General features: G+C 72.6%; 19 protein-coding genes and 1 pseudogene. 6 read left to right on the top strand and 14 right to left on the bottom strand.

The window, feature by feature from the left end; translation table 11 throughout:
- Positions 1 to 26 precede the first annotated feature (26 nt).
- On the bottom strand, positions 27 to 638 hold the full coding sequence (locus MUK52_RS24400) for a DNA-3-methyladenine glycosylase (RefSeq protein WP_284580021.1): 612 nt from the start codon (positions 636 to 638) through the stop codon (positions 27 to 29).
- A 14-nt stretch (positions 639 to 652) separates the two neighbouring features.
- Positions 653 to 910 (bottom strand): annotated as a pseudogene (locus MUK52_RS24395) (DNA-3-methyladenine glycosylase); the annotation flags it as partial.
- 104 nt (positions 911 to 1014) lie between these two features.
- On the opposite strand from MUK52_RS24395, the gene MUK52_RS24390 reads away from it, so the two are divergent.
- From MUK52_RS24390 to MUK52_RS24380, 3 genes are all read left to right on the top strand, one after another.
- The gene (locus tag MUK52_RS24390) at positions 1015 to 1797 is read left to right on the top strand and encodes a sporulation protein (protein WP_114056990.1); all 783 of its coding nucleotides are present in this window, start codon (positions 1015 to 1017) and stop codon (positions 1795 to 1797) included.
- A gap of 56 nt (positions 1798 to 1853) precedes the next feature.
- Positions 1854 to 2387: a YbhB/YbcL family Raf kinase inhibitor-like protein gene (locus tag MUK52_RS24385; RefSeq protein WP_114056991.1), complete on the top strand. Its 534-nt coding sequence runs from the start codon at positions 1854 to 1856 to the stop codon at positions 2385 to 2387.
- Positions 2388 to 2536: 149 nt separating this feature from the next.
- On the top strand, positions 2537 to 3040 hold the full coding sequence (locus tag MUK52_RS24380) for an HNH endonuclease (RefSeq protein WP_114056992.1): 504 nt from the start codon (positions 2537 to 2539) through the stop codon (positions 3038 to 3040).
- Positions 3041 to 3102: 62 nt separating this feature from the next.
- Here MUK52_RS24380 and MUK52_RS24375 read toward each other — a convergent pair whose 3' ends face one another.
- The 4 genes from MUK52_RS24375 to MUK52_RS24360 all read right to left on the bottom strand — a co-directional run bounded on the left by MUK52_RS24375 (position 3103) and on the right by MUK52_RS24360 (position 6364).
- A complete protein-coding gene (locus MUK52_RS24375) occupies positions 3103 to 3873 on the bottom strand; it encodes a sulfite exporter TauE/SafE family protein (RefSeq protein WP_284581760.1) in 771 nt (256 codons plus the stop codon).
- 107 nt (positions 3874 to 3980) lie between these two features.
- Positions 3981 to 4997 carry an SPFH domain-containing protein gene (locus MUK52_RS24370; RefSeq protein WP_284580014.1) on the bottom strand — a complete coding sequence of 339 codons (1017 nt, stop codon included), beginning with the start codon at positions 4995 to 4997 and terminating at the stop codon, positions 3981 to 3983.
- Between the two features lie 99 nt (positions 4998 to 5096).
- Positions 5097 to 5525 carry an NfeD family protein gene (locus MUK52_RS24365; RefSeq protein WP_114056994.1) on the bottom strand — a complete coding sequence of 143 codons (429 nt, stop codon included), beginning with the start codon at positions 5523 to 5525 and terminating at the stop codon, positions 5097 to 5099.
- A 44-nt stretch (positions 5526 to 5569) separates the two neighbouring features.
- Positions 5570 to 6364, bottom strand: a complete 795-nt coding sequence (locus MUK52_RS24360; RefSeq protein WP_114056995.1) for an ABC transporter ATP-binding protein — start codon at positions 6362 to 6364, stop codon at positions 5570 to 5572.
- Positions 6365 to 6508: 144 nt separating this feature from the next.
- Between MUK52_RS24360 and MUK52_RS24355 the strand changes: the two genes are divergently transcribed.
- A complete protein-coding gene (locus MUK52_RS24355; protein WP_114056996.1) occupies positions 6509 to 7291 on the top strand; it encodes an Rv1486c family protein in 783 nt (260 codons plus the stop codon).
- 73 nt (positions 7292 to 7364) lie between these two features.
- Here MUK52_RS24355 and MUK52_RS24350 read toward each other — a convergent pair whose 3' ends face one another.
- From MUK52_RS24350 to MUK52_RS24340, 3 genes are all read right to left on the bottom strand, one after another.
- Positions 7365 to 7610 carry a chaplin gene (locus MUK52_RS24350; protein WP_284580008.1) on the bottom strand — a complete coding sequence of 82 codons (246 nt, stop codon included), beginning with the start codon at positions 7608 to 7610 and terminating at the stop codon, positions 7365 to 7367.
- Positions 7611 to 7764: 154 nt separating this feature from the next.
- Entirely contained in the window at positions 7765 to 8412 is a 648-nt protein-coding gene (locus MUK52_RS24345; protein WP_174250441.1) for a response regulator, read from the bottom strand.
- On the bottom strand, positions 8405 to 9535 hold the full coding sequence (locus MUK52_RS24340; RefSeq protein WP_114056998.1) for a GAF domain-containing sensor histidine kinase: 1131 nt from the start codon (positions 9533 to 9535) through the stop codon (positions 8405 to 8407). The genes MUK52_RS24345 and MUK52_RS24340 overlap by 8 nt, the downstream gene beginning before the upstream one ends.
- Before the next feature lie 478 nt (positions 9536 to 10013).
- On the opposite strand from MUK52_RS24340, the gene MUK52_RS24335 reads away from it, so the two are divergent.
- Positions 10014 to 10706, top strand: a complete 693-nt coding sequence (locus MUK52_RS24335; RefSeq protein WP_284580003.1) for a transglycosylase SLT domain-containing protein — start codon at positions 10014 to 10016, stop codon at positions 10704 to 10706.
- 92 nt (positions 10707 to 10798) lie between these two features.
- Here MUK52_RS24335 and MUK52_RS24330 read toward each other — a convergent pair whose 3' ends face one another.
- Positions 10799 to 13351 (bottom strand): ABC transporter ATP-binding protein/permease, encoded by a 2553-nt coding sequence (locus tag MUK52_RS24330; RefSeq protein ID WP_284580001.1) that lies wholly within the window; start codon positions 13349 to 13351, stop codon positions 10799 to 10801.
- 474 nt (positions 13352 to 13825) lie between these two features.
- On the opposite strand from MUK52_RS24330, the gene serB reads away from it, so the two are divergent.
- A complete protein-coding gene (serB, locus tag MUK52_RS24325) occupies positions 13826 to 15025 on the top strand; it encodes a phosphoserine phosphatase SerB (protein WP_114057001.1) in 1200 nt (399 codons plus the stop codon).
- A gap of 68 nt (positions 15026 to 15093) precedes the next feature.
- Here the strand turns inward: serB and MUK52_RS24320 are convergent, their stop codons facing one another.
- From MUK52_RS24320 to MUK52_RS24305, 4 genes are all read right to left on the bottom strand, one after another.
- Positions 15094 to 15615, bottom strand: coding sequence for a SixA phosphatase family protein (locus MUK52_RS24320; RefSeq protein WP_114057002.1), 522 nt, complete (start codon positions 15613 to 15615; stop codon positions 15094 to 15096).
- Between the two features lie 100 nt (positions 15616 to 15715).
- Complete coding sequence (locus MUK52_RS24315) at positions 15716 to 15919, bottom strand: hypothetical protein (protein WP_114057003.1); 204 nt, start codon at positions 15917 to 15919, stop codon at positions 15716 to 15718.
- 146 nt (positions 15920 to 16065) lie between these two features.
- Complete coding sequence (locus tag MUK52_RS24310) at positions 16066 to 16185, bottom strand: SGM_5486 family transporter-associated protein (RefSeq protein WP_281277954.1); 120 nt, start codon at positions 16183 to 16185, stop codon at positions 16066 to 16068.
- Positions 16186 to 16190: 5 nt separating this feature from the next.
- Positions 16191 to 17546: a CynX/NimT family MFS transporter gene (locus MUK52_RS24305; RefSeq protein ID WP_284579998.1), complete on the bottom strand. Its 1356-nt coding sequence runs from the start codon at positions 17544 to 17546 to the stop codon at positions 16191 to 16193.
- Between the last annotated feature and the right edge of the window lie 53 nt (positions 17547 to 17599).

Below are 17599 nucleotides of genomic sequence, written 5' to 3'. Positions count from 1 at the left end.
GGGCCGTCAGCAAGGTGCACAGCGGGTCAGGCTCCTGTGGTCGGTTTGGCTCGCGGGCTCAGTCGGTACGCCGAGACCGTTGGATCACCGGCGAGGTAGAACCGGTGTTGCCAGTCGTGGGCCTTGCTCACGCCTACCCGAGGACCAACCTGGATGAGCGCGGCAGGTACTGGCTTCCCCTCGGACAACACGACCGAGGTACCTGTCAGGAGGTTTGCGCCATTGTGCTCTGCCGTGATGCCGAGTGCCTGGCCGACGTTCCCCGGACCTCGGGCAAGACGTGGACTCTCGACCCTCTCCCCTCGCCGCTTGCGCGCCAGGTCTTCGCCCTCGATGACCCTGCCTGCCCGGATGAGGACACCCGAGGCGATGCCATCCGTACCGGTGACGACGTTGGCGCACCAGTGGAGACCGTGGGACCGGTAGACGTAGAGGTGTCCTGCGGGCCCGAACATGGTGGCGTTGCGGGCAGTCCGGCCTCGGTAGGCATGGGAAGCTGGGTCAGCCGTGCCGGAGTACGCCTCGGTTTCCGTAATGGCGATGCTCACAGTCCCCTCGGGGGTCTTGCAGGTGAGGACACATCCGAGCAGCCTGGGGGCGACCTCTTCAGCGGGATGGGAGAGGAGATCAACGTTCATGCTGACTGCCTTGACATGCCGTAGATGAAGTAGACGTACGCGTGTCCGGGCGGTCCGAACATCGACGCGTTCCTCGCGGTGCGGCCGCGGTAGGCGTGGGAGCCGGGGTCGGACTCGCCCTCGTAGGCCTCCACCTCCGTGATGCGGAGCTCGATCGGGCCCTCCTCGGTGCGGCGGACCAGGATCCGGCCGAGAAGGTCCGGGGCCACGGTGAGGACCGGCCGGTCGTAGAAGGACCGGGGCAGGGGCGTACGGTCGGGGCGCGCGCTCATCCGGTCGAGCGTACTGGAACACGCGCGCCTGCAACCGGCGCCTAAGGTTCCGCGTTGGTAGGGGTTAGTCGCACACGTCTTCACAAGGGGAGTCGAAGCAGATCATGGGGTTCAAGAAGCTGTTCGCCGCACTGGGCGCCGGCGGTGCGTCCGTCGACACGGTCATCACCGAGCCGAACGTGGTGCCCGGCGGCATCGTGCAGGGCGAGGTCCGCATCCAGGGCGGTTCCGTGGAGCAGCAGATCGAGGGCCTGTCGGTCGGTCTGCAGGCGAAGGTCGAGGTCGAGGGCGGCGACCAGGAGTACAAGCAGGACATCGTCTTCACCAAGCAGCGCCTCGGCGGCGCCTTCAAGGTGCAGGCCGGCGCCCAGCACGTCGTGCCGTTCGGGCTGGAGATCCCGTGGGAGACGCCGATCACGCACTTCGAGGGCCACCACCTGCACGGGATGAACATCGGCGTCAGCACCGAGCTGGAGATCGCGCGCGCCGTGGACGCAGGCGACCTCGACCCGATCAACGTGCACCCGCTGCCGGCGCAGCAGGCCGTCCTGGACGGGTTCCGCCGGCTGGGCTTCACCTTCCGCAGCGCGGACATGGAGCGCGGGCACATCCGCGGCACGCGGCAGACGCTGCCCTTCTACCAGGAGATCGAGTTCCTGCCGCCGGCGCAGTACCGGGGTCTGAACCAGGTCGAGCTGACCTTCATCGCCGACGGCTCCGAGATGGACGTCGTCCTGGAGATGGACAAGAAGGCCGGCCTGTTCTCCGAGGGCAGCGACACCTACCGCTGCTTCCGGGTGGGGCTGCAGTCGTACCAGCAGACCGACTGGGCCGCGTACCTCAACGAGTGGATCGCCTCGGTCGGTTCGCAGCGCAACTGGTTCTAGGCTCGGAGCCGGTGCCGGTGCGGTCCGGCACCGGTCCGCGATCAGGAGGTTCAGCAGTGGCCGAGCAGAACAGGGCTCCCCTCCCCCACGCCTTCCACCCGGAAGTCGCCTCGTTCACGGTGGTGAGCGACGATCTCCGGCACGGCGGGGAGCTGGCCGGCGGCCAGGTCCTGGAAGGCGGGAACGTCTCCCCGCACCTGCGCTGGGAGGGTTTCCCGGAGGGGGCGAAGAGCTTCGCCGTGACGTGCTTCGACCCGGACGCCCCGACGGGCAGCGGGTTCTGGCACTGGGTCCTCTTCGACCTGCCCGCCACCGTGACGGAGCTGCCGGCCGGCGCGGGCAGCGGGAAGTTCGAGGGGCTGCCGGACGGAGCCGTGCACGTCCGCAACGACTACGGGACGCGGGACTTCGGCGGGGCGGCGCCGCCGGCCGGCGAGCGCCACCGGTACGTGTTCACCGTGTACGCGGTGGACCGGGAGAAGCTCGGGCCCGGCCCGGACGCCTCACCCGCCGCAGTCGGATTCAACCTGCGGTTCCACACACTGGGGCGCGCCCACCTGATCGGTGAGTACGAGGCGCCGGCAGGCTGATCGTTCGCCTCCTGTTTGCCCGGTCCTGGTCTGAAGCAGACCCGGACCGGGCATTTTTAATGCGTTGTCCCGCGTGGCGCGCGCAGCCAGAGTGGTTGCGGGCCCTGCAGCCAGGGTGGACGCGGGCCTGCGCACGGGAGGTGGGCGAGATGCGGGACACGCTGGTGCTGAATGCGAGCTTCGAGCCGCTGTCGACGGTGACCCTGAACCGGGCCGTCGTGCTGGTTCTCCAGGACAAGGCAGTGGTCGAGCAGTCGCATCCGGAACTGCGTGTCCGAGCGGCCGCCGTGGACCTTCCGATGCCTCGGGTGATCAGGTTGTGCCGGTACGTCCGTGTGCCGTTCCGAAGACACGCGCCGTGGTCCCGGCGGGGCGTGCTGGTGCGGGACCAGCACCGGTGCGCGTACTGCGGGAAGCGGGCCACGACGGTGGACCACGTGGTGCCGCGGGCGCAGGGCGGCCGGGACACCTGGCTGAACACGGTGGCGTCGTGCGCCGAGGACAACCACCGCAAGGCGGACCGGACTCCGGACGAGGCGGGTATGCCGCTGCTGCGGGAGCCGTTCGTGCCGTCCCCTGCGGACGCCATGCTGCTGGCCCTCGGGGTCGGCGGCCGGGAGGCGCTCCCGGAGTGGCTGGGCAGCACGGCGTAGGAACGGGTGGAGGCCCGTCCCCCGAGGGGGCGGGCCTCCGGCGTGTCCGGGGTGCGGCCCGGTCAGCGCAGCAGCATCTGGGCGATGGCGACGGTGCCGACGGCGACGATGACGCCGCGGAGCACGGTCGGCGGGAGCCTGCGGCCGACCTTGGCGCCGATCTGGCCGCCGAGGGTGGAGCCGGCCGCGATGAGGAGGACGGCCGTCCAGTCGAACTCGGCGACGAAGAGGAAGAAGACCGCGGCGATGCCGTTGACGACGGCGGCGATGACGTTCTTGACGGCGTTGATGCGCTGGAGGTCCTCATGGAGCAGGAGCCCCATCAGGCCGACGTAGAGGACGCCCTGGGCGGCGCCGAAGTAGCCGCCGTACGCGCTGGCGAGCAGCATGCCGCCCGCGAGGGCGGGGCCGCCGTCGGGGTGCGCTCCGTCCGAGCCGGCGGCTTCGCGGCGCCCGCGGAGGGCGGCGGCGAGTCGGGGCTGGAGGACGACGAGGACGAGGGCGAGCCCGATGAGCACGGGCACGATGGTGTCGAAGGACTCCGACGGCAGGCTCAGGAGCAGGACGGCTCCGGCGAGGCCGCCGACGGCGGAGACGGCGCCGAGCCGCAGGACGCGGGCGCGCTGCCCGCGGAGCTCCCGGCGGTAGCCGAAGGCTCCGCTGAGGGAGCCGGGGACCAGGCCGAGGGTGTTGGAGACGTTCGCCGTGACGGGCGGGAGGCCCGTGGCGAGCAGCACCGGGAAGGTGATGAGGGTGCCGGAGCCGACGATCGTGTTGATGGTGCCTGCGCCGATGCCGGCGGCGAAGACCGCGACTGATTCCCAGAGGGACATGGACATGGACCGGGCCATCTCCTTTGCATAGGAGGACGCCTCCCCGCCATTGAGGTCGAGGGGCCTCCTTGATCATGCAGGAGGGGACGGCCCGGTGGGCGCGCGGGTCAGTCGATGGGGGGCTGTTCGCGGCGTTCGGTGCCGTTGGCGCCGTTGCCGTTCCCGGTGTGGCCGCCGTTGGCGCCGTTGCTGCCGTTGTTCGCGCCGGACTTGGCGGAGTTCAGGGGGTTGAAGCCGGAGCCGCCGCCCATGGGGCCGAAGTTGCCCATGGCTCCGGAGAGGCCCTTGAGGGCGTCGCCGATCTCGCTGGGCACGATCCAGAGCTTGTTGGCGTCGCCCTCGGCGAGCTTCGGGAGCATCTGGAGGTACTGGTAGGCGAGGAGCTTCTGGTCGGCGTCGCCGGCGTGGATGGACTCGAAGACGGTGCGGATGGCCTGGGCCTCGCCCTCGGCGCGCAGGGCGGCGGCCTTGGCCTCGCCCTCGGCGCGCAGGATGGAGGACTGCTTCTCGCCCTCGGCGCGCAGGATCTCGGACTGGCGGACGCCTTCGGCCTGGAGGATCGCGGCGCGCTTGTCGCGGTCGGCGCGCATCTGCTTCTCCATCGAGTCCTGGATGGAGGTGGGCGGCTCGATGGCCTTGAGCTCGACGCGGTTGACGCGGATGCCCCACTTGCCGGTGGCCTCGTCGAGGACGCCGCGGAGGGCCGCGTTGATCTCCTCGCGGGAGGTGAGCGTCCGCTCCAGGTCCATGCCGCCGATGATGTTGCGCAGGGTGGTGACGGTGAGCTGCTCGATGGCCTGGATGTAGCTGGCGACCTCGTAGGTCGCGGCGCGGGCGTCGGTCACCTGGTAGTAGATGACGGTGTCGATGTTGACGACGAGGTTGTCCTGGGTGATGACCGGCTGGGGCGGGAACGGCACGACCTGCTCGCGGAGGTCGATGCGGTTGCGGATGGAGTCGATGAAGGGGACGACGATGTTGAGGCCCGCGTTGAGGGTGCGGGTGTAGCGGCCGAACCGCTCGACGATGGCTGCGCTGGCCTGCGGGATCACCTGGATCGTCTTGACCAGGGCGATGAAGACCAGAACCACCAGGATGATCAGGACGATGATGATCGGTTGCATGCGGTTCCCCGTGCCCTTCCGGCTGTCTGTGCTGCCCCGTTGATGCGTTCGGAGTCTCGCAGACCCCGGGGCCGCAGGTCGGCTGCTTGGCTCAAGTACTCACATGACGACGGCGGTTGCGCCGTCGATGTCGACCACGTCCACCTGGCTGCCGGGTTCGTAGGCGGCGTCGGCGTCGAGGGTGCGGGCGGACCAGATCTCGCCCGCGAGCTTGACGCGGCCTCCGCTGCCGTCGACGCGTTCGACGACGACGGCCGTTCTGCCCCTCAACGCGTCGATTCCGCTGCGGTGTTGGGGGCGCTGGTCGCGGCTGCGGTTCGCGATCGAGCGGACGGCGGCGGTGAGCGCGACCGACACGACGACGAAGACGAGGACCTGGGCGACGATGCCGCCGCCGAGCGCCGCGGTGGCGGAGGCCGCGAGCGCCCCGACCGCGAACATGCCGAGTTCCGGCATCGCGGTCAGGACGAGCGGGATGCCCAGTCCGACCGCACCGATGAGCCACCACACCCACGCGTCGATGTCCACGGGTTCATGGTAGGTCGGGGGGCGCGGTCGGGACAGGGTGCGGGTCAGCGCAGGGGCAGTCCCCGGGCGGTCCAGCGGTCGTGCTCGGTGCGCTCGACGACGAGCGGGAGGCCGAAGCAGAGGGAGAGGTTGCGGGAGGTGAGTTCGAGGTCGATGGGGCCGGCGGTGACGACCTTGCCCTGACGGATCATCAGGACGTGGGTGAAGCCGGGGGCGATCTCCTCGACATGGTGGGTGACCATGGCCATGGAGGGCGCGAGCGGGTCGCGGGCCAGGCGGCCGAGGCGGCGTACGAGGTCCTCGCGGCCGCCGAGGTCGAGGCCGGCGGCGGGCTCGTCGAGGAGGAGGAGCTCGGGGTCGGTCATCAGGGCGCGGGCGATGAGGGTGCGCTTGCGCTCGCCCTCGGAGAGGGTGCCGAACTTCCGGTCGAGGAAGTCGGTCATGCCGAGGCGGTCGAGGAAGGCGCGGGCGCGCTGCTCGTCGACCTCCTCGTACTCCTCCTGCCAGGTCGCGGTCATGCCGTACGCGGCGGTGAGGACGGTCTGGAGGACGGTTTGGCGCTTGGGGAGCTTGTCGGCCATCGCGATGCCGGCGATGCCGATGCGGGGGCGCAGCTCGAAGACGTCGACCTTCCCGAGGGTGCTGCCGAGGATGGTGGCGGTGCCCTTGGTGGGGAAGAGGTAGCTGGAGGCGATGTTGAGCAGGGTGGTCTTACCGGCGCCGTTGGGGCCGAGGATGACCCAGCGCTCCCCTTCCTTCACCGACCAGGAGACCTGGTCGACCAGAGCCCGGCCCTCGCGGACCACGGATACGTCCTGAAGCTCCAGTACATCGCTCATGAGCGCGTTGTCTCCCCTTGAGGTCTCGGTTCGTCTGTGCGCCGGTGTGCGCAGCCCCAGGGGAAAACCTACGCCACTCGGGGCGGGGTCCGGGCGCCAGCCCGGCTGCCGGGGCGGTTCCGGGCCGGTCCGTAGAGTGGGGGGATGCTTTTCGAACCACGTTCAGGGCGGCTGGCCGCCTGGGGGAACGCGCTGCTGGCCGGTCTGGTCTCGCCCGACGAGGCCGTGTCGTCGATCGTGGCCGGGGACGCCGTGCACCGGGTGGCGGGGCTGCCGGGCGAGCCGGGGCCGGTGGGGCTGACGCTGGCGCTGGGGCGGATGCGGGCCCTGGGGGTGACGGGGCTGCGGGTGGCGCTGCCCGTGCCGGGGCATCCGCTGGGGCTGAGCGGGCCGCCGGAGTTCAACGCGCGGGCGCTGGAGTCGCAGGAGGCGGTGGTCGCCGTGGGGGCGGCGCTGGGGCTGGTGCCGGAGGTGGCCGAGGCGGGGCCCGCGGGGGACGTGCACGTCGAGGTGGTGTGGCGGTGCCTGCCCGTGCGGGAGGCGCCCCCGGCGGACGTGCCGTCTCTGGGCGAGGCGGAGCGGGAGCTGGCGGAGGCCGTGCGCGAGGCGACGGCGGTGCTGACGCGGCTGGACGTGGCGGCCTCGGGGCCGGCGGCGGAGGCCGCGGTGTCGGCCTTCCGGGCGCGGGCGGAGGCCGGGCGGGAGGCGCTGGCTCCGGGGTATCCGGCGCGGGCGGTGCGGGTGCTGGCGCTGGCGCAGCGGGTGGACCTGCTGGTGTCGCTGGCGTACGAGCGGGGGCACGGCGGTGCGGTGGCGGCGTCGGAGATGGCGGCGCGGGCTGAGGCGCTGCGGCCGGTGGAGCGGGTGGCGCGGCGGGCGCTGGTGGCGGCGTACAACGCGGCGGTGGAGGAGCGGGAGCGGGGCTGAGTGCCCGGGGGCGCGGCACGGCCCCGCCTCCGGGGAGAGGGAGGAGGCGGGGCCGGCGGCGGGGGGCGGCGGGTCAGCCGTTGGTGCCGGTGTTTCCCCAGGCGCCGTTCAGCAGGCCGACCGCGGTGACCGCGTTGCCGACGGCGTTCACGGGGACGTGCACCGGGACCTGGTCGAGGTTCCCGGAGGCGACGCCGGGCGAGCCCGCGGCTTCGCCCGAGGCCCAAGCGCCGCCGTGGGCGGAGGCGGCGCCCGCCCCCGCGGCGAGGAGGCCGCCCGCGATCAGGGCGGCGGCGGTGGCCTTCTTGGTGTTCTTCACGTGTCCTCGTCCTCCGTACGTCTGCCGGGGCCGGCGCTCCGGCACGCCCTGGAGAACGGTCCCGCGCCGCACGGGATACGCCGTGTGGGCGACATGCACCCGACGGTATGACATTCGGAACGGCGGATGGACGGGTCGGCGGCGGCGCGCCGCCTCAGCCGGCCGCGCCGTGGCGGACGGCCCAGAGCGCCGCCTGGGTGCGGTCGGCGAGGTCCAGCTTCATGAGGATGTTCGAGACGTGCGTCTTGACCGTCTTCTCCGACAGGACGAGCGCCCGCGCGATCTCCCGGTTGGAGCGGCCGTCCGCGATAAGGCCGAGGACCTCCTGCTCCCGCTCGGTCAGGGAGCCGCCGCGGCCGGCCGCCGGCTGGTCGTCCTGGGACAGCAGCGCCTCGGCGACCTCCGGCTGGAGCAGGACGTGCCCGGCGCGGACGGAGCGGATGGCCGCGGCGAGCGCGTCCGGGTCGATGTCCTTGTAGACGTATCCGGCGGCGCCGGCGCGCAGGGCCGGGACGACCGTCCGCTGCTCGGTGAAGCTGGTGACGACCAGGACCCGGGCGGGGTTGTCCGCGGCGCGGAGCCGGCGCAGGGCCTCGATGCCGTCGGTGCCGGGCATCGTGATGTCCATCAGGATCACGTCGGGCCGCAGCTCCTCGGCGCGTGCGGCGCCCTCGTCGCCGTCGGCGGCCTCGCCGACGACCTCGATGTCGTCCTGGACCTCCAGGAAGGTGCGCAGGCCGCGCCGGACGACCTGGTGGTCGTCGACGAGCAGGACGCGGATCCGGCCGGGCGTCTCAGCCACCGGGTACCTCCATCTCGATCGTGGTGCCCGCGGCGGGCGCCGAGTGCACGGTGAGGCGGCCGCCGGCGCCGGCGGCCCGGTCCCGCATGGAGACGAGGCCGAGGTGGCGTCCGGCCGCGCGGACGGCGGCGGGGTCGAAGCCGCTGCCGTTGTCGGCGACGGTGAGGACGGCGCCGGTGCCGCGCCGGGCGAGCACGACGTCGACGCGGTCGGCGCCGGAGTGGCGCAGGGCGTTGTGGAGGGCTTCCTGGGCGACGCGGAGGAGTGCCTCCTCCTGGGCGGCGGGCAGGGCGCGTACGCCGTCGCAGGTGAAGGTGACGCGGGCGGCCTGCGCGCGGTCGAGGACGCGGACGTGGCCGCGGAGGGTGGCGGCGAGGCCGTCCTCGTCGAGGCCGGCGGGGCGCAGTTCGGTCACGGCGGCGCGCAGTTCGTCGGCGGCCTCGGCGGCGAGGGCGGCGACCTGGTGGAGTTCGTCCTTGGCGCGGGCCGGGTCGCGGTCGACGAGGGCGGCGGCGGCCTGGGCGGTCAGGCGGAGGGAGAAGAGCTTCTGGCTGACGGCGTCGTGCAGCTCGTGGGCGAGGCGGGAGCGCTCCTCGGCGATGGTGAGCTCGCGGCTCCGCTCGTACAGGCGGGCGTTGGTCAGGGCGATGGCGGCGTGCTGGGCGAGGAGGCCGAGGAGTTCCCCGTCCTCCTCGGTGAAGCCGCCGGGGGCGTGCTTGTTGGCGAGGAAGAGGGCGCCGAGGGTCTCCTCACCGTCCCGGATGGGGCGGCCGAGGAAGTCGGCCATCTCGGGGTGGGCGGCGGGCCAGCCCTCGAAGCGGGGGTCCTTGCGCACGTCGGCGAGGCGCTCGGCTCCCTCCTGGTGGAGCATCGCGGCGAGGATGCCGTGCTGGCGGGGCAGGGGGCCGATGCGGCGCCACTGCTCCTCGCTGATGCCGTCGACGACGAACTGCGCGAAGCCGCCGTGGTCGTCGGGGACGCCGAGGGCGGCGTAGCGGGCGCCGAGGAGGGCGCGGGCCTCGATGACGATCGTGCGCAGGACGTCGCGTACCTCCAGCCGCCGGCTCATGGCGAGCAGTGCGGTGCTGACGGCGGCGAGGCCGCTGCGGGGGGCGTGGTCCATGGAGATCACCGTACTCGGGGCTGTGACCTGCGGGATCGGGCGCGGGTCCTAGGGCGGGAGCCGGAGGGGGGCGGGGCCGGGGGTGCGGGTCGCTGGCGTGTTCCTCCGCCCTCGGGAGGAGGGCGGGGGCGGCCGGGGTCCTCCTGGAGTCGGACTTCGGTGACGGATTGCATTGCTTTGGCAACGCCGGGTGAGATTGTTACCTGCCCGATGTGAGCCCGCGCATAGGACCCAGGTCACTTACGAAGGAGCGTAGTGGACGGGTAAAGGCGACATCAATGCTGCTCTGGGCGGTGCGCGGGGCTGAGATCCGGGCGCGGAGCGGCGCCGTGATCCACTAAGCGGGATCGTACGTCACACCTTTGCCACGGGATTTTGCCGCCGCTAAGAATTGCCTCCGTCGCACGGCGCCGCGGATCTCCCCCGATTCGCAGGCCGCCTTCCTGCGGCTCCCGCGATTCGAAGAGGTTGTCCACGCATGTCCGAGATCAACATCCCCGGCCGTCGTCTGACGAAGGCCCACAAGAGGTCCTTCGCCACCGTCGCCGCCCTCGGCGCCGCCGCCCTCGCCGCCACCCTCGTCCCCGGCGGTGCCGGGAACTCCGGCCAGGCCGAGGCTGCCGCCGCTCCCGCGGCGTGGACGCAGGTCACGGGCGCCGTCCAGGCCCAGACCGTGCAGGCGAACCTGGCCGCGCAGCAGGCCGTCGCCGCCAAGGCCGCCCAGCAGGCGGCCGCCGCTGCCAAGGCCAAGGCGGACGCCGCGGCGAAGGCCGAGGCCGAGGCCAAGGCGAAGAAGGCCCGCGAGGCCAAGGCAGCCGCCAGCCGCGCCGCCGCCCGCACGCCCGTCTTCGCGAACAACCTGGACGGCTGGATCAAGGAAGCCCTCTTCATCATGAAGAAGGAGGGCATCCCGGGCACCTACGCAGGCATTCACAAGAACGTGATGCGCGAGTCCTCGGGCAACCCGCTGGCCATCAACAACTGGGACATCAACGCCAAGAACGGCGTCCCGTCCAAGGGCCTGCTCCAGGTCATCTACCCGACCTTCAAGGCCTACCACGTGCCCGGCACCAAGTTCGACCAGTACGACCCGGTCGCCAACATCGTCGCCGCCTGCAACTACGCGGCCGACCGCTATGGCACGATCGACAACGTCAACAGCGCCTACTGAGCCGGCACGCACGGCACGGCAGCCTCTTGCGCCGAAGGGCGGCACCCGGTTTCGGGTGCCGCCCTTCGGCGTTCTCGTGCGGGAGCCGTGCGCTAGTTGCGCATGACCTCGGGCTCGTGGCGGCGCAGCAGGCGCTGCACGGCGAAGCCGCAGACCACGCCGAGCGCGACGAGGACGAGGATGTCCAGGGTCCACTGCCCGATCGTGGGGTCCCACAGCGGGTCGGTGTTCTGCGGGTTCTCGATGTCCCACGGCGCCATCAGCTTGCCGAGGTTCAGCGTGGTGCCGGAGGCGGCGATGGCCCAGCGGGACGGCATCAGCCAGGCGAACTGCTCCAGGCCGGGCTTGTCGTAGATCTGGAACAGGATGCCGGTGAAGACGACCTGGACGATGGCGAACATGACCAGCAGGGGCATGGTCTTCTCGGCGGTCTTCACCAGCGCGGAGATGACCAGGCCGAACATCATCGACGTGAAGCCGAGCGCGATCACCGAGATGCACAGCTCGGCGGCGGGCGACATGAACAGGCCCTCGGCGGGCAGCTTGCGCGGGGTGAAGCCGATGGCGCAGATGATCACGCCCTGGAGGGCGGTGATGACGCCGAGGACGATCACCTTCGACATCAGGTAGGCCGAGCGGGACAGGCCGGTGGCGCGTTCGCGCTCGTAGATGACCCGTTCCTTGATCAGTTCTCGGACCGAGTTGGCGGCTCCGGAGAAGCACATGCCGACCGCGAGGATCAGCATGATCGTGCCGGCGTCGCCGTTGAACCGGCTCGGCGGGATCGGCGGGGCGAGGCCGAACTTGGCGGGGATGACCGTGGAGACGATGCCGAGGACCGCGGGCAGGGCCACCATCAGCACCATGAAGCCCTTGTCCGAGGCGATCACCGACAGGTAGCGGCGGATCAGCGTCCACAGCTGCGAGCCCCAGGCCTGCGGCTTGGGCGGGATCATCTGCTGCGGGGGCATGGCGACCGACTGCGGGGCGACCGCGTCGAGGTCGGCGGCGTACAGCTGGTAGTGCTGCGAGCCCTTCCAGCGGCCGGCCCAGTCGTAGTCCCGGTAGTTCTCGAAGGCCGAGAAGACGTCCGCCCAGGTGCTGTAGCCGAAGAAGTTCAGCGCCTCGTCCGGCGGGCCGAAGTAGGCGACCGAGCCGCCCGGGGCCATGACCAGCAGCTTGTCGCACAGCGACAGCTCGGCGACGGAGTGGGTGACCACGAGCACCGTGCGGCCGTCGTCGGCGAGGCCGCGCAGCAGCTGCATGACGTCGCGGTCCATGCCCGGGTCCAGGCCGGAGGTCGGCTCGTCCAGGAAGATCAGCGACGGCTTGGTCAGCAGCTCCAGGGCCACGGAGACGCGCTTGCGCTGGCCGCCGGAGAGCGCGGTGATCTTCTTGTCCTTGTGGATGTCGAGCTTGAGCTCGCGCAGGACCTCGTCGATGCGGGCGGCGCGCTCGGACTCGGCGGTGTCGCCGGGGAAGCGGAGCTTGGCCGCGTACTTCAGGGCGGTGGAGACCCGCAGCTCCTTGTGCAGGATGTCGTCCTGCGGGACCAGGCCGATGCGCTGGCGGAGCTCCGCGAACTGCTTGTACAGGTTGCGGTTGTCGTAGAGGACGTCGCCCTGGTCGGCGGGCCGGTAGCCGGTGAGCGCCTTCAGCAGCGTCGACTTGCCGGAGCCGGAGGGGCCGATGACGCCGATGAGCGACTTCTCCGGGACGCCGAAGGTGACGTCCTTGAGGATCTGCTTGCCGCCGTCGACGGTGACGGTGAGGTGGCGGGCCGAGAAGGAGACGTCGCCGGAGTCGACGAACTCCTCCAGCCGGTCCCCGACGATGCGGAACGTGGAGTGGCCGACGCCGACAATGTCGTTCGGGCCGAGCAGCACGGAGCCGGACTTGGGCAGCGCCTGGCCGTTGACGTAGGTGCCGTTGTGGCTGCCGAGGTCGTGGATCTCGAAGCGGCCGCCGGTGGAGCGGAACTCCGCGTGGTGGCGCGAGACCTGGAGGTCGGAGACCACGAGCTCGTTGTCCAGGGCGCGGCCGATGCGCATGACGCGGCCGACGGCGATCTGGTGGAACGTCGTCGGGCTGCGGTCGCCGCCGTAGCCGGACGCGGCGCCCTGGGCGGGGGCCGCGCCGCCGCCCTGCTGGTGCGGGAACTGCGGCTGCTGGGCCGGGGCGGCCTGCTGCTGCGGGTGCTGCGGCCACCCCTGGGCCTGCGGCTGCTGCTGCGGGGCGGGGGCCTGGTAGGCCGGGGCCGCCTGCGCCTGGGCCGGGGCCTGGTACGCGGGGGCCGGGGCCTGGTAGGCCGGCGCCTGCTGCTGCGGCACGGCCTGCTGCGGCGCGCCGGCAGCGGCGGCGCTGAAGTTCAGCCGCGGGCCGTCGGTGGCGTTGCCCAGGTGGACCGGTGTGCCGGGCACGAGCTCGGTGTGCTGGACCCGCGCACCGTGCACGTACGTGCCGTTGGTGCTGCCGTGGTCCTCCAGGCCCCAACCCCGTCCGTTCCACGCGATGGTGGCGTGCCGCCAGGACACGCGCGCGTCGTCGACCACCACGTCTCCCTGGGGGTCGCGCCCCAGCGAGTACGACCTGGACGGGTCCAGCGTCCAGGTCCTTCCGTTCAATTCCAGTACGAGTTCCGGCACTCCAGCCCCACTTAGGTCCCCCGAGAATCTCCCCGGCCGTCAGGGAGTCCGACGGCAGGGAGTCTAGGGATGGCTAACATCCTGGGGAACTATTTCAGGCTGGGGCCGACATGTGGAATCGAGCCCCCGTCAGGGCCCCGGGGCAGCCCGCCCGCCGGGCAAAGCACCCGCAGCAGGCCATACGGGACTCCCTGCCCCCGCGCCCGGCCCGTACGGGGCCCCCGGGCCCGCCCGGAGGGGTCGGTTCCCGGCCCGCTCGGGCCCGGGAGGGCCGCCGCGGGCCCCCGTTTCGTTGGTGAACCGTGACACTCGGGCGCGCCGCCGGGCCCGGCGGCCGCCCGCCGGCCCGGTGCGCCGCGTGGCCCGCCGTTCACCCGCGGTCCACCCGCCCGACGCGCTGACCGGGGGAAAGGGGTCCCGGTGGGTGGGACGGGGGTCCACCTGCGGCGGGCGGGCAGATACGGTGAGAGCACCATGAGCGCTTCGCAGACCTCCGAGGTCCCCACCCTCCTCGTCAAGATCTTCGGCAAGGACCGCCCCGGGATCACCGCCGGGCTGTTCGACACCCTCGCCGCGTACTCCGTCGACGTGGTCGACATCGAGCAGGTCGTCACCCGCGGCCGCATCGTCCTGTGCGCCCTCGTCACCATGCCCGCCGGCGGGACGGAGGGCGAGCTGCGGGCGACCGTCCACAGCTGGGCCGAGTCCCTCAAGATGCAGGCGGAGATCCTCTCCGGCACCGGCGACAACCTGCCGCGCGGCAGCGGCCGCTCCCACGTCACCGTGCTCGGGCACCCGCTCACCGCCGAGTCCACGGCGGCCATAGCGGCCCGGATCACCGCAACCGGCGGCAACATCGACCGCATTTTCCGGCTCGCGAAGTACCCGGTCACGGCCGTCGAGTTCGCGGTGTCCGGCTGCGAGACCGAGCCGCTGCGCACCGCGCTGGCCACGGCCGCCGCGCACATCGGGGTCGACGTGGCGGTGGTCTCGGCGGGCCTGCACCGCCGGGCGCAGCGCCTGGTCGTGATGGACGTGGACTCCACGCTCATCCAGGACGAGGTCATCGAGCTGTTCGCGGCGCACGCGGGCTGCGAGGCCGAGGTCGCCGAGGTGACCGAGCGGGCCATGCGCGGGGAGCTGGACTTCGAGCAGTCGCTGCACGCCCGGGTGGCGCTGCTGGCCGGGCTCGACGCCTCGGTCGTGGAGAAGGTGCGCGCGGAGGTGCGGCTGACGCCGGGCGCCAGGACGCTGATCCGCACGCTGAAGCAGCTCGGCTACCAGGTGGGTGTGGTCTCCGGCGGGTTCACGCAGGTGACGGACGACCTCAAGGAGCGGCTGGGGCTGGACTTCGCCTCCGCCAACACGCTGGAGATCGTCGACGGCCGGCTGACGGGCCGGGTGACCGGCGAGATCGTGGACCGGGCGGGCAAGGCGCGGCTGCTGCGCCGCTTCGCCGAGGAGGCCGGGGTGCCGCTGTCGCAGACGGTGGCCGTGGGCGACGGCGCGAACGACCTGGACATGCTGAACGCGGCCGGGCTGGGGGTGGCGTTCAACGCCAAGCCGGTGGTCCGGGAGGCCGCGCACACCGCGGTGAACGTGCCGTTCCTCGACACGGTGCTGTACCTGCTCGGCGTCACCCGCGAGGAGGTCGAGGCCGCGGGCCTCACCTGACGGAGGGGTGGAGGGGCCCCGGCGGTCGGCCGCCGGGGCCCCTCCGTGTCCGCGGAGTCCTGCGCGGGTCAGTGGTCCTTCGGGGTCCAGAAGTCCAGCAGCGTGCCGACGCCGTGCTCGACGGACTTCCACGAGCCGGTGAAGGAGACGACGGCGAGCGCTGCTGTCGGGAAGCCGGTACGGGCCATCCTGGCGAGGGAGTCGCCCTCCGCGCGGCCGGCGAGGGCGTCGGCGAGGGCGTGCATGCCCGGGTTGTGCCCGACCACGAGGAGGTCGCAGACCTCGTCGGACGTCTCGTTGAGGAGGGCGATGAGCTCGCCGAGCGAGGCGTCGTACAGCCTCTCCTCGTAGACGGTCCGGGGGCGCTGGGGCAGTTCGTGGACGGCGAGCTTCCATGTCTCGCGGGTGCGGACTGCGGTGGAGCAGAGGGCCAGGTCGAAGGCGATGCCGGTCTCGGCCAGCTTCAGTCCGGCGGCCGGTGCCTCCTGGCGGCCGCGCTCCGCCAGGGGGCGTTCGTGGTCGGACACCTCCGGCCAGTCGGCCTTGGCGTGCCGGAGGAGGGCGATCCTGCGGGGTGTGTCGGCGCTCATGGGCCCAGCTTCCCACGGATCGGCCCCTGCGGGCCCGGGTGTCGCGCCGCCCGGGTGCGGCGGCGGGGCGCGTCGCGGCGCGGGCGGGCGCGCGGGTGCGTCAGCCGGCGGCGCGCATCAGTTCGCGGCCGACCTGGAGCAGGTGGGGGGTGTCGCCGGTGGATGCCTGCGCCTCCCCGGCGCCGGCCGGGAGGAGGAGCAGCAGGCAGAAGGCGAGGACGGGCAGGGCCAGGGCCCACCAGTGCAGCCGGGCGTCGGCGCCGGCGGCGGTGCGTGATCCGGTGGGGCGCGTGGGGGCCGACATGGGCCGCCTCCGTGGGTGTGCGGGTGGGACGGGCTGGCTCCTTCGAATCTAGGGATCCGGAGGGCCGCGGCCCATCAGGGGTGCACCCGAGGCGACCCTGAACCCTGCCCCCTAGGGGATGGTGGGGCAAGCCCCACCCCGGCGGGTCAGGGGGCGGCGACGGTGGCGATGACGGCGATGACCACGGTGATGGCGAGCATGGCCCCGAGGACGATGCCGAGCATCTTGCGGCCGTTCTGCGGGTCGGGGTCGAGTACGGGATCCATGCCGTTCAGTCTCGCACGGCGCATTCGGCCTCGACGGTGCGGTCCCGGCCTGCGAGGACGCCGAGGGCGATCTGCGGGACGAGGAGGCCGGCCATGACGGCCAGCGGGAGGTCCCAGCCGCCGGTGTGCTGGTAGAGGGCGCCGATGAGGAGGGGGCCGGGCAGGGAGAGGAGGTAGCCGGTGCACTGGGCGAAGGCGGAGAGCCGTACGACGCCGCCCGGGGTCCTGGCGCGCAGGCCGATCATGGTGATGGCGAGCGGGAAGGCGCAGTTGGAGAGGCCGAGGAGCAGCGCCCAGGCCCAGGCTCCGGCGGCGGGGGCGAGCTGGAGGCCGGCGTAGCCGGCGAGGCCGAAGGCGCCGAGGACCGCGGCGATGGCGCCCTGGTTGCGCATGCGGCCGGCCAGGCCCGGGATGACGAAGGCGAGCGGTACGCCCATGACCATGGTGACGGCGAGCAGGACGCCCGCGGAGCCGGCGGAGACCCCGGCGTCGCGGAAGATCTGCGGCAGCCAGCCCATGGTGACGTACGCGCCGGTGGCCTGGAGGCCGAAGTAGCCGGCGAGGGCCCAGGCGGTGCGGCTGCGGACGACGGAGGGGCCGGTCCGGGGCGCGGGCGCCCCGCCCCCGGCGGCGGCCCGGCGCCGGTCGCGGCGCGCGGCGGCGGCGATCGGCAGCCAGGGCAGGACGGCCGCGGCGGCGGGGAGCGCCCAGACGAGCAGGCCGGTGCGCCAGTTGCCGCCGAGGGCGGAGGTCAGGGGCACGGTCGCGGCGGCGGCGAGGGAGGTGCCGATGGCGAGGGCCATGGAGTACAGGCCGGTCATGGTGCCGACGCGGTCGGGGAACCAGCGCTTGACGATGACGGGCAGCAGGACGTTCGTCAGGGCGATGCCGGCCAGGGACAGGGCGCTGGCGGCGAGGAAGCCGGCGGCTCCCTGCGCGAAGGGGCGGATCAGCAGTCCGGCGGCGACGGCTGCCATGCCGGCGCAGACGACGGCGGCGGGCCCGAAGCGGCGGGAGAGGCGGGGCGCGGTGATGCCGAAGACGGCGAAGCAGAGGGCCGGGACGGAGGTGATCAGTCCGGCGACGGTGCCGTTCATGCCGAGGCCGGTGCGGGCCTCTTCGAAGAGGGCGCCGAGGCTGGTGATGGCAGGGCGCAGGTTGAGGGCGGCCAGGACGATGCCGAGGACGAGGACGGGGCCGAGCCAGCCTGGCTGTGCGGGCTCCGCGGAGGGGGCGGCGGGCCGGGGGGCGGAGGCGGCGCGCTGGGCGGGCGGGGCGGGGTGCCGTCTCGGGGCGGCCAGGGTGCTCGGGCCGTTCGGGGTGTTCGCAGTGTTCGGGGTGCGGGTGTGGTCGTCGGGCATGGGTCCATCATAGAATCATGGGATGATTGACTGTCCCCTGCCGGAGCGGACCG

Origin of the sequence: Streptomyces sp. 2P-4 (genome assembly GCF_030167965.1) — a bacterium.
GTDB lineage: Bacteria > Actinomycetota > Actinomycetes > Streptomycetales > Streptomycetaceae > Streptomyces > Streptomyces globosus_A.
The sequence above is the reverse complement of the archived record's forward strand: the minus strand, read 5'-3'. Positions and strand labels throughout refer to the sequence as shown.